This is a genomic window from Georgenia thermotolerans (assembly GCF_009193185.1).
In the GTDB taxonomy this organism is placed as follows: domain Bacteria; phylum Actinomycetota; class Actinomycetes; order Actinomycetales; family Actinomycetaceae; genus Georgenia; species Georgenia thermotolerans.
This window is the reverse complement of record NZ_VUKF01000022.1, coordinates 12,275-23,623: the sequence shown is the minus strand read 5'-3', so window position 1 is coordinate 23,623 and position 11,349 is coordinate 12,275. Positions and strand designations below refer to the sequence as shown.

9 protein-coding genes are annotated in these 11,349 nt (G+C 75.8%); 4 read left to right on the top strand and 5 right to left on the bottom strand.

The annotated features are described in order from the left end of the window. Positions 1–45: 45 nt before the first annotated feature. Positions 46–1,236 (bottom strand): MFS transporter, encoded by a 1,191-nt coding sequence (locus tag GD970_RS11730; RefSeq protein WP_152203081.1) that lies wholly within the window; start codon positions 1,234–1,236, stop codon positions 46–48. A 179-nt stretch (positions 1,237–1,415) separates the two neighbouring features. On the opposite strand from GD970_RS11730, the gene GD970_RS11725 reads away from it, so the two are divergent. Next, positions 1,416–2,906 (top strand): NAD-dependent succinate-semialdehyde dehydrogenase, encoded by a 1,491-nt coding sequence (locus GD970_RS11725; protein WP_152203080.1) that lies wholly within the window; start codon positions 1,416–1,418, stop codon positions 2,904–2,906. A gap of 10 nt (positions 2,907–2,916) precedes the next feature. Here the strand turns inward: GD970_RS11725 and GD970_RS11720 are convergent, their stop codons facing one another. Next, positions 2,917–4,152 (bottom strand): Nramp family divalent metal transporter, encoded by a 1,236-nt coding sequence (locus GD970_RS11720; RefSeq protein WP_152203079.1) that lies wholly within the window; start codon positions 4,150–4,152, stop codon positions 2,917–2,919. Between the two features lie 123 nt (positions 4,153–4,275). Between GD970_RS11720 and GD970_RS11715 the strand changes: the two genes are divergently transcribed. Further along, positions 4,276–4,944 carry a metal-dependent transcriptional regulator gene (locus GD970_RS11715; protein WP_282958492.1) on the top strand — a complete coding sequence of 223 codons (669 nt, stop codon included), beginning with the start codon at positions 4,276–4,278 and terminating at the stop codon, positions 4,942–4,944. Positions 4,945–5,006: 62 nt separating this feature from the next. Here the strand turns inward: GD970_RS11715 and GD970_RS11710 are convergent, their stop codons facing one another. Both GD970_RS11710 and GD970_RS11705 read right to left on the bottom strand, forming a co-directional pair. Next, on the bottom strand, positions 5,007–5,828 hold the full coding sequence (locus tag GD970_RS11710) for an SDR family NAD(P)-dependent oxidoreductase (protein WP_152203077.1): 822 nt from the start codon (positions 5,826–5,828) through the stop codon (positions 5,007–5,009). A 70-nt stretch (positions 5,829–5,898) separates the two neighbouring features. Continuing rightward, entirely contained in the window at positions 5,899–7,998 is a 2,100-nt protein-coding gene (locus tag GD970_RS11705) for a dolichyl-phosphate-mannose--protein mannosyltransferase (RefSeq protein ID WP_152203076.1), read from the bottom strand. Positions 7,999–8,265: 267 nt separating this feature from the next. On the opposite strand from GD970_RS11705, the gene GD970_RS11700 reads away from it, so the two are divergent. Both GD970_RS11700 and rsmI read left to right on the top strand, forming a co-directional pair. After that, complete coding sequence (locus GD970_RS11700) at positions 8,266–9,588, top strand: S8 family serine peptidase (protein ID WP_226925301.1); 1,323 nt, start codon at positions 8,266–8,268, stop codon at positions 9,586–9,588. Between the two features lie 221 nt (positions 9,589–9,809). Beyond that, a complete protein-coding gene (rsmI, locus tag GD970_RS11695) occupies positions 9,810–10,643 on the top strand; it encodes a 16S rRNA (cytidine(1402)-2'-O)-methyltransferase (protein WP_152203123.1) in 834 nt (277 codons plus the stop codon). Positions 10,644–10,676: 33 nt separating this feature from the next. Here rsmI and GD970_RS11690 read toward each other — a convergent pair whose 3' ends face one another. Continuing rightward, positions 10,677–11,270 carry an isochorismatase family protein gene (locus GD970_RS11690; RefSeq protein ID WP_152203122.1) on the bottom strand — a complete coding sequence of 198 codons (594 nt, stop codon included), beginning with the start codon at positions 11,268–11,270 and terminating at the stop codon, positions 10,677–10,679. Positions 11,271–11,349 lie beyond the last annotated feature (79 nt).

Here is an 11,349-nt window from a genome sequence, read left to right as displayed (position 1 = left end):
CCCGCTTCGCCAACGCCCGCCCGGGCGGCCCGGCGCCGGAGGGGCTCAGGCCGCCAGCACCCGGTTGCGCCCCACGCCGAGCCCCAGCACGAACTGCGCGACCGTGACCCCGGCGAGGCAGAGCAGCAGCAGGGGCCCGGGCCCCGTGAGGTCGCGCAGCACGCCAGCGAGGAGCACCCCCGCGGCGGCGGAGCCGTAGCCCACCCCCTGCGCCATGGACGACAGCCGGCTCGCGGTGGGGTGGTCCGGCGAGCGCAGCCCCACCAGGGACATGGCGATGACGATCGAGCCGCCCGAGCCCAGACCCACGAGCGTCACCCAGAGCACGACCAGCCCGGGCACGAGGACCAGGCCCACCATCCCGGTGATCATCAGGACGGGCATGAGCGTGGACGCGAAGCGCTGGTCGCCGCCGACGCGCATGAGCGCCGGGGCCGCGAGGTTCGAGGCGATCGCGGCGAACATGTAGAGGAAGAGGTGCCACCCCGCCGCCACGGGGCTCACGCCGGTGTCGTGCTCCAGCGTCGGCAGCCAGTTCACGAGCGTGTAGTACACGGTCGACTGCAGCCCCATGTACACCGCGACCTGCCAGGCGAGCCCCGAGCGCCACACCGGGGCGCCGGCCGTCCGCGGCCGGTGGGTGACCACCCGGACGTCCCGCCCGGACCGCAGGCGCGGCAGCCACACCACGATCGCGGCCACGACGAGCACGATCCACAGCCCCAGGGCCACCCGCCAGGACGTCGCCGCGGCGACCGGCATCGCGAACCCCGAGGCCAGGCCGGCGAAGACGGACTGGACGGCGATGTACACGCCCGTCACCACGGTCAGCCGCAGCGGGAAGTCCTTCTTCACCGCCACCGGCAGCAGCACGTTGCCCACGGCGATCGAGGCCCCGATGAGCGCGGTGCCCACCCACAGCGGCGCCGCGGAGCCGGGCAAGGAGCGCACCACCGTGCCCACGCCCAGCACGACCATCGCGGCGAGCACCACCCGCTCCATGCCGAACCGCTCCGCCAGCGGGTGCACCACCGGCGAGACGAGCCCGAAGCCGGCGACCGGCACGGCCGCGAGCAGCCCCAGGGCGGCGGGGGAGAGGCCGGTGTCCGCGCCCATGAGCGGCAGCACGGGCCCGACGGCCGTGATGACCGGGCGCAGGTTGGCCGCCACGAGCACGATGCCGGCCAGCAGCAGGCCCGCGCGCAGGGGACGGCCGTGGGGGGAGGGAAAGCTCATCGTCCTGCTCCTGCCTCGGCGGTACCACGCCCAGGTCAGGCACCCGGGCGGCGACGGCGACGGGGCCCCCCGGGGCAGGGCGATGCTGGCGACCAGTATGCCCCTTTCGGGACCGCCCTCGGCCTGCCGCTCGCCGCAAGTCGCCGTAGCCTCGAAGCGACGCGAGGGAGAGCGAGACGATGACCGACCAGCTGACCACGCACCACCCCCGGCAGGACGAGCTGCTGGAGTCCCTGCACACCGACCTCTACATCGACGGCGCCTGGCGCCCCGCCGCGAGCGGCAAGCGGTTCGACGTGGAGAACCCCGCCACCGGCGAGGTGCTCACCACCGTGGCCGACGCCGGGCCCGAGGACGCCATGGCCGCCCTCGACGCCGCCCACCGCGCCCAGGCGGGCTGGGCGCGCACCGCCCCGCGCGAGCGCGGGGAGATCCTGCGCCGGGCCTTCGAGGCCATCACCGCCCGGGCGGACGACTTCGCGCTGCTCATGACCCTCGAGATGGGCAAGCCGCTGGCCGAGGCCAAGGGCGAGACCACCTACGGCGCCGAGTTCTTCCGGTGGTTCTCCGAGGAGGCGGTGCGCGTCGCCGGCCGGTACAACTCCGCCACCGACGGCAAGTCCCGCGTCCTGGTCACCAAGCGGCCCGTGGGGCCCTGCGTGCTCATCACGCCGTGGAACTTTCCCCTGGCCATGGGCACCCGCAAGATCGGCCCGGCGCTCGCGGCCGGCTGCACCGTGGTGCTCAAGCCCGCCCAGCTCACGCCGCTGACGGCGTTGCTGCTCACCGAGGTGCTCGCGGAGGCCGGGGTGCCCGCCGGCGTCCTCAACATCATCCCCACCACCCACGCCGGCGCGACCACGGGGCCGCTGCTCAAGGACCCGCGCACCCGCAAGCTGTCCTTCACCGGCTCCACCCCGGTGGGCCGCTCGCTGCTGGCCGACGCCTCCGAGCAGGTGCTGCGCACCTCGATGGAGCTCGGCGGCAACGCCCCCTTCCTCGTCTTCGAGGACGCCGACGTCGACGCCGCCGTCGCCGGCGCCATGGCCGCGAAGTTCCGCAACGGCGGGGAGGCGTGCACGGCGGCGAACCGGTTCCTCGTCCACGAGGCGGTCGCCGAGGAGTTCACCGCCAAGCTCGTCCAGAAGGTGCGCGGGGTCCGGATGGGCGCGGGCGTGGAGGACGGCGTCACCCTCGGCCCGCTCGTGGAGGCCAAGCAGCGCGACAAGGTCGCCGAGCTGGTCGACGACGCCGTCGCCCACGGCGCTGACGTGCTGCTCGGCGGGGAGGTGTCCGACGGGCCCGGCTGGTTCTACCCGGCCACCGTGCTGCGGGGGGCCGACGCCGACGCCCGGCTGCACCGGGAGGAGATCTTCGGCCCGGTCGTCTCCCTCACCACCTTCGCCGACGAGGCCGAGGCGGTGCGGCTGGCCAACGACACCGAGTACGGGCTGATCTCCTTCGTCTTCACCCGCAGCCTCGACCGCGGCCTGCGCATGGCCGAGGTGCTCGAGACCGGCATGCTCGGCCTGAACTCCGGGGTGATCTCCAACCCGGCGGCGCCGTTCGGCGGGGTCAAGCAGTCCGGCGTGGGCCGCGAGGGCGCCCACGAGGGCATCGAGGAGTACCTCGAGACGGTCTACGTGGGCATCGCCGACCCGCTCGCCTGAGCCGCGCCGGTCAGCGGCCGGTGAGCGTCAGCGCGATGAGCACGAGGTTGAGCACGGCGACGAGCAGCACGATCGCCGTCAGCGCCCACCGCACGGCCGGGCGGTTGACCGCCGCCCCCATGAGCCGCCGGTCGCTGGTCAGCGCCAGCAGCGGGACGAGCGCGAAGGGGATGCCGAAGCTGAGCACCACCTGGCTGACCACCAGCGCCCAGGTCGGCTCCACGCCCAGGCCGAGCAGCACCAGCGCGGGGATCATGGTGATCGCCCGGCGTGCCAGCAGCGGGATGTTGCGGCGCAGCAGCCCCTGCATGATCGTCGCGCCGGCGTAGCACCCCACCGACGTCGAGGCCAGGCCGGAGGCGAGCAGGCCGATGGCGAAGACCAGCCCGATGCCCGGGCCCAGGGCCTCGACGACGGCGGCGTGGGCGCCCTCGATGGTGTCGGTGCCGGGGTGGCCGCGCAGGCTGGTGGCGGCCAGCAGCAGCATCGCGATGTTGACGACCCCGGCCACGCCGAGCGCGCCGATGACGTCCCAGCGGGTCGCGCGCAGCAGGTGGACCTTGCGCTCGGGGTCCGCGGCGCGCCCGTGCCGGTCCCGGGCGAGGGCGGAGTGGACGTAGATGGCGTGGGGCATCACGGTCGCGCCGAGCATGCTCGTGGCCAGCAGCACGCTGTCCGTGCCGGCGAAGCGGGGGACCAGCCCGGCGGCGACGTCGCCCGGCGCCGGCGGGTCCACCACCAGGCCGGCGAGGAACCCGATGGTGATGACGGCCAGCAGGCCCACGATGACCGACTCGAAGCGGCGCTGGCCGTAGCGGTCCTGCACGGCCAGGATCACCATGGACACGAGGCCGACGATCAGCCCGCCCAGCAGCAGCGGCATGCCGAACAGCAGGTGCAGGGCGATGGCCCCGCCGATGATCTCCGCCAGGTCGGTCGCCGCGGCCACCACTTCCGCCTGCGCCCAGAAGGCCAGCCGGCCGCGCCGGCGCAGCCGCCGGCCGACCAGCGCCGGCAGCGTCTGCCCGGTGACCAGGCCCAGCTTGGCCGACTGGTACTGGACGAGGACGGCCATCGCGCTCGCGGTGACGAGCACCCACACGAGCAGGTACCCGTACCGCGCCCCCGCGGTGATGTTCGCGGCCACGTTGCCCGGATCGACGTAGGCGATCGCGGCGACGAAGGCCGGGCCGAGCAGCGGGAGGACCCGCCGCGTGCGGGGCCGGGCGAGGACGTCCGACGCCATGCTTCCCCTCCCCGAAACTTCGCCGTTCGGTGAACCGAAAACTTTGCCGGGGCCAAGTGAACCACACCACCGCCGGCCCGGCTCGCCGTCGTCCGCCGCGCGTCCTCGCGTACCGTGAGCGCCGTGGAGAAGGATCTGACGGCGGCCAACCAGGACTATCTGAAGGTCATCTGGTCGGCACAGGAGTGGTCCGACGACCCGGTGACCACCACGCTGCTCGCCCGCCGCATGGGCTTCTCCCCGTCCACCGTCTCCGAGGCGGTCAAGAAGCTCACCGCCGCCGGGCTGCTCACCCACGCCCGCTACGGCGCCATCGAGCTCACCGCGGCGGGGCGGACGGCGGCGCTGGCCATGGTGCGCCGGCACCGCATCATCGAGACGTTCCTCGTCGCCGAGCTGGGCTACGAGTGGGACGAGGTGCACGAGGAGGCCGAGGTACTCGAGCACGCCGTCTCCGACCGGCTCATCGACGCCCTCGACGCCCGGCTGGGCCACCCCCGCCGGGACCCGCACGGCGATCCCATCCCCACCCGGGACGGGCAGGTGCCGACGCCGCCGGCCAGCCCGCTGCACCTGGTCGAGGGCGGCGCGGTGCGCGTGGCCCGCATCTCCGACACCGACCCCCAGGTGCTGCGCTACTTCGCCGAGCTCGGCGTCGCCCTCGACACCGAGCTCGTCGTCCTCGAGCGCAAGGACTTCGCCGGCACGCTGTCGGTGCAGGTGGCCGGCCGGGAGGGCCCGCAGGAGGTGGGCCTGGCCGCCGCCGAGGCGGTCTGGGTCACCCGGTCCTGACGGCGGCCCGGCTCCCCGCGGCCCGCGGCGACCGCGGCCCGCGGCGACCGGGGCCCGCAGGCTCAGCGGCCGGTGAAGCCCTCCATCGACCGGTGCACGCCGAAGGCGCGGGCCATGCGATCCCACGCGCGCGGCGGCAGCAGCCCGCGCGCGGCGCGCGCGATGTGCACGGTGGCCGGGGTGATGACGTGCGCGTGGCCGGCGAGCATGGCCCGCCAGGCGCGGTCCACCGCCCGCTCCGGGCTCAGCGTCGGGGTGAGCAGGATCGGCCGGATGCCGGCGAACATCCCGGTGTTCACGTAGGACGGGCTGAACGTCGTCACCGCCACGTGAGCGTGCCCGGCCTGCTCCAGCTCCAGGCGCACCGTGTCCGACCAGGTCAGCAGGGCCGCCTTGCTGGCGGCGTAGACGCTCATGCGCGGGTTGGGCACGAGCCCGGCCGCCGAGGCGACGTTGAGGATCCGCTTGGGCCGGCCGCCGTCGGCGATCATGGCCGGGAGCACGTGGCTGACCAGCCGCATCGGCGCGGCCGTGTTGACCCGCAGGGTGTGCCCGGCCTCGGCGGGGTCCTGCTCCCAGAAGTACCCGCTCGAAGTGATCACCCCGGCGTTGTTGACGAGCACGTCGACGGCGCCGAGGTCGGCGAGGACGGCGCGGGCGGCGGCGTCGAGGACGTCGGGGTCGGCCAGGTCGACGACGTCGGTGCGCACCCGCAGCCCCGGGCGGGCGACGGCGGCGGCCACCGCGTCCAGGGCGGTGGCGTCGCGGCCCCACAGCACGAGGGCGGCGGCCCCCTCCGCGGCGGCCCGCTCGGCGAAGAGCCGGCCCATCCCGCGGGTGGCGCCGGTGACCAGGACGCGCGCGCCGCGCACGGTGGCACTCATCGAAGCTCCTTCTGTGTCGTCGTCCGCTGCCTCGGCAGCGCCCCAGTATCGCCACCCGGTCGGGTGGCGGTCAGATCCAGCTGGGCAGCCACATGCGCAGCCGCCAGGCGTCGTAGGAGACGGTCTGGCCGGTCCAGATCGGCCAGAAGAACACCGCGGCGACGACGGCGAGCCCGACCACCACGCCCCACAGCAGCCAGGCGCGCGGGGTGGGCTGGACGGCGCCGTCGTCGCTGACGAACCGGGCGAGGCGCGAGGGTGCAGGGGCCATGGGGAGGGCGGGCGCGCCGTCGTCGAGTGCCGGGCCGGGCCCCGCGGGACCGCCCGCCACGGCGGCGCGTCGGCGCCAGGGCAGCGGCACCTCGCGCGGCAGGCGCACGATCCCCATCGCCCAGCCCAGGACGAACGTCAGGCACAGCACCACGTAGGGCACGAACGCCACGGCGTAGAAGGTGAAGATCGTGCGGTGGGCGTAGCCCAGCCACGGCAGGTACATGGCGCCGTAGCCGGCGAGGATGAGCCAGGCGCGCCAGTCCCGCCCGCGCACCGCGAGGTAGACCAGCACGAGCAGCGCCGCCGCGGCCAGCCACCAGATGATCGGGTTGCCCACGGCTAGCACCGCCTCCACGCACCGCTTGGCCCCGCACGCCTCCGGCGGCGGCGCCGGGTCGGGCCAGTACATCGACGTCGGGCGCAGCTGCAGCAGCCAGCCCGCCGGCTGGGACTGATAGGCGTGCTTGGACTCGAGGTTGTTGTGGAACTGCCACATCGCCAGGTGGTACTCCCACCAGGAGTTCAGCGCGTCGGGCAGCCAGCCGCGGGGGACCGGCGCCCCGCTCGCGCGCAGGTCGGCGGCCCACTGGCGCCGGTAGGAGTCGGGGTGGGTGAACCAGGAGAACCAGGTGGCGAGGTAGGTCAGCGCCGCGACGGGCACGAGCGCGACGAAGGCGGGCACGCCGCCGCGCAGCACGCCGGCGCCCAGCCAGGGCCGCACGCCCACCGCCCGGCGCGCGGCGGTGTCCCACACGAAGACCATGACGCCGAAGACCGCCACGGCGTAGATGCCCGACCACTTCACCCCGCACGCCAGGCCGAGGGCGACGCCGGCTGCGACCAGCCACCACCGCACCCCCAGGCGCGGGCCCAGGTCGTCCCCGACCGGCCCGGCGGCCCGCTGCGCGGCCAGGCGCCGGGCGAGCCGGGCCCGGCTCCAGTCCCGGTCCCGCAGGACGCACCACAGCCCGACGAGGACCCAGAACATCAGGAAGATGTCGAGCAGGGAGGTGCGCGACTCGGTCAGGTGCAGGCCGTCGACGGCGAGCAGCAGCCCCGCCGTCGTGCCCAGCAGGGCCGAGCCGAAGAGCCGGGTGGCCATCCGCGCGAGGATGAGCACCGACAGCGTGCCCACCACCGCGGCGGCGAGCCGCCAGCCGGCGCCGTTGTCGGCGCCGAAGAGCTTGATGCCGGCGGCGATCATCCACTTGCCCACCGAGGGGTGGACCACGTAGTCGGCCCGGGTGGACAGGCCGGAGTAGTCCCCGCGGGCGAAGCCGGGGTTGGCGTTCTCCGCCCACTCGCCCTCGTAGCCGAGGACGAGCATCGAGTAGGCCTGCTTGACGTAGTACGTCTCGTCGAAGATGAGCCGGCTGGGGTGGTTGAGGTTCACCAGGCGCATGACGCCGGCCAGCACGGTGACGAGCACCGGCCCGAGCCAGCCCCACAGCGCCGCCGTCGGGTCGAGCCTGGCGCCGAGGGTGCGCAGGCCGAGCCGGCCGCGCAGGTCGTTCTCGAGGTCGACGGCGGAGGGCGGCGTGGCGGGGGCCGTCGCCCCGGGAGGCTCGACCGTCGGGTGGTCCGGCGTGGTGGGGCCCACGGGGCGGTCGGGCGTCGTCGGGTGCTCCGGCGTCACCGGGTGCTCCGGCGTGGTGGGGCCCGCCGCGTGGTCCGGCGCGGCCCGGTGCGCCGGCGCCGTCGTGCCCTCGCGCTCACGCAGGCTGCGGCGCAGCACGGTCCGCGCACCGCCCGGGATCTGGGCCGTCTCCGGCGCGCGTCCCGCGCCGGCCGTCGGGCTACCCGCGTCCGGCAGGGGCACGCGGCCCGGGTCGCGCGCTGCGCCGGGGTCGCGCACGGTGTCCGGTTCGGGCGCGGTGCCGGGCTCGGGCGGGGTCACGCGGGAAGTCTAGGCGGCGCGCCTGGGGCGGCGGCGCCGTCCCGCCGGCCCGGAACGTCGCCCCACCGGGTCACCCCGGCGCGGGCACCGGTAGGGGTGGCGCCCCCTACCGAGCCCGCGGCGCCGCCGCCCGGGCCCGCAACCTCCACCGGACGGCTTGCCCCTGGCGCGTCGGCCCGGTGACGCTGGGGTGTCGCAGCGTCGCGTGGAGGGGGCCGACCCATGGCAGCAGCGAGGGGGCGCCGCCGCGCGCCCCGGACCCGGGCCGTGACCGCCCTGCTCCTCGCGGTGCCGCTGGTCCTCGCCGGCCTGCTCGCCGGGCCGGCCCGCGCCGCCGGCGGGGAGGGCGAGTACATCGTCGTCCTCTCCCGCGCCGCCGGCAGCGTGCCCGCGCTCGCCGAGACGCAGAGCCGGCAGTACGGGGTCCGGCCGGCGGAGGAGTTCCGCAGCGCCCTCAAGGGCTACACCGCCACGATGACCGCGGCGGAGGCGGCCCACCTGCGCCAGGACCCGGCGGTCGCGTTCGTCACGCCGAACCGCACGTGGCGCCTGCCCGCCGACGCCCAAGCCGCGCCCGCGGCCCAGACGGTGCCCACCCAGGTGCGGCGCATCGGCGCCGACCGGTCCAGCACCCGCGCCGGCAACGGCTCCGGCGCCGTCGGGATCAACATCGCCACCATCGACTCCGGGGTGGATGCCGGGCACCCGGACCTCAACGTGCGCGGCGGCGTCGACTGCTCCAGCGGCTCCCTCCAGGTGCCCGGCAACGCGCTCAGCGACAGCATCGGCCACGGCACGATGGTCGCCGGGGTGGCCGCGGCCCGGGACAACGCCGTCGGCGTCGTCGGTACCGCCCCCGGGGCGCGGGTGTGGTCCGCGCGGGTCGTGGACTCGGCCGGGATGATCAGCAACGCGGCGCTGGTGTGCGCCATCGACTGGGTGACCTCCACCCGCACCGACGCCGACCCGAGCAACGACATCGCCGTCGCCAACATGTCCATCGCCGGCCCGGGCGCCGACGACGGCCAGTGCGGCGACGCCAACGGCGACGCCGTGCACGCGGCCGTGTGCGGGTCGGTGGACGCGGGGGTGGCCTACGTCGTCGCCGCCGGCAACTCGACGAGCGACGTCGCGAAGACCATCCCGGCGGCCTACGACGAGGTGCTCACCGTGACCGCCATGGCCGACCTGGACGGCCGCCCGGGTGGTCTGTCGAAGGCCACGACCTGCGGGTCCACCCCGCTGCGGGCGGGCACCACGGACGACGCCGCGGCGCCCTTCTCCAACTTCGCCACCTCGGCGGACAGCGACCACACGATCGCCGCGCCCGGGGTGTGCATCACCTCCACCGCCCCCGGCGGGGCCTACCGCGCCGGCTCCGGCACGAGCTTCGCGAGCCCGGCCGTCACCGGCGTCGTCGCGCTGTGCCTGAGCACCGGCAAGTGCCCGGCGGGCGACCCGCGGGCGACGGTCGAGGAGCTGAGCGCGGCGTACAACCGCACCGAACCGGGCTTCGGCTTCGCGGGGGACCCGCTGCGCCCGACCAACGGCCGCCACTACGGCTACCTGGTGGCGGGCTCGGTGTTCTGACGCGGTTGGGTGGCGCCGGCGGGAGGCCGAGCGCGGCGTCCGAGGGCCGCCGAGGGGGCGCCGGGCCCCGCACCTACGCCCTGGGGGAGACTGGTGGGGTGAGCCACGACGACGCCCCCCGGCCCCCGCTGCCCGACGAGCCGGACGAGGTCGCCGTCGGGGCGACCGCGGACACCCCGGACGCCGCGCCCGCCCCGGAGGTCCCCGCCGAGGTCCCGGCCATGACGCCGGGCGTCATCCTCCTGGCGGCTACCCCCATCGGCGACCCCGCCGACGCCCCGCCGCGGCTGCGGCGCGCCCTGGCCGAGGCCGACGTCGTCGCCGCCGAGGACACCCGCCGCCTGCGGGCGCTGGCCGGGCGGCTCGGCGTGCACGTGAGCGGCCGGCTGCTGAGCTTCCACGAGCACAACGAGCACGACAGGGCCCCCGAGCTCGTGCGCGCCGCCCAGGACGGCGCCCGCGTCCTCGTCGTCTCCGACGCCGGCATGCCGTCGGTGTCCGACCCCGGCTACCGCCTCGTGCGGGCCGCGACCGACGCCGGGGTGCGGGTGAGCGTGGCGCCGGGCCCGTCCGCGGTGCTCACCGCGCTGGCGCTCTCGGGCCTGGCGACCGACCGGTTCTGCTTCGAGGGCTTCGTGCCGCGCCGCGCCGGGGACCGCGCCCGCACGCTCGCCGCCCTCGCCCAGGAGCCGCGCACGATGATCTTCTTCGAGTCCCCGCACCGGCTGGCCGGGACGCTGGCCGACATGGCGCAGGCCTTCGGCGCCGACCGGCCGGGGGCGGTGTGCCGGGAGCTGACCAAGACCTACGAGGAGGTCCGCCGCGGCCCGCTCGCGGAGCTGGCCGCCTGGGCGCACGACGGCGTGCGCGGCGAGATCACCGTCGTCGTCGCCGGCGCCCCGCCGGTGGCCGCCCGCGCCGAGGACCACGTCGAGGAGGTGCTCGCGCTCGCGGACGGCGGCGCCCGGCTCAAGGACGCCGCCGCCACCGTCGCCGCCCAGACCGGCCTGGGCAAGCGCGAGCTCTACCAGGCCGCGCTGGCCCGCAAGGGCTGAGCCGCCGTCAGGCCCACAAGGGCTGAGCCGCTGTCAGGACAGGCCGGACTCGGCCAGCTCCACGCCCGCGGCCGCCAGCTGCTCCCGCGCCTTCGCGCCCAGCTCCGGACTCACGGGCACGGTGAGGTCGGTGAGCACCCGGGTGACCAGACCGAGCTTGTTGGCGTCCAGCGCCGTCTCCTTGACGCAGTGGGACTCCACGAGCCCGACGACGTCCACCTCGGCGATGTCGCCCTCGCGCAGGATCTGCGCCAGGGTCCGCCCGTCGGCGTCGACCCCCTCGAACCCCGAGTAGGCGGCGGCGTACATGCCCTTCTTCACCGAGGCGTCGAAGGTCTGCCCGGCCAGCGCCGGGTGCAGCTCGGCCTCGGGGGTGCCGGCCACCCCGTGCGGGGGCCAGGTGTCCACGAAGTCCGGGGTCTCCGAGAAGTGCTCGCCCGGGTCGATGTGCCAGTCCTGGGTGGTGACCACCATGGCGTAGTCCCCGCGCCGCTCCACCGCGTAGCGCGCCACCCGCTCGGAGACGGCGTTGGCGCCGGGGGAGGGCAGGGCCCCGCCCTCGCAGAAGGTCGGCTGCACGTCGACGAGGATGAGCGCCCGCCGGCGCTCTCCCGCTTGCTGGGTCACGTCGTTCTCCTCCTCGGTGGGGTCGCCGGCGGCGACTGACAACTGCCGCCATTGTCGCAGGCGCCTGTCGGCCCCCGGC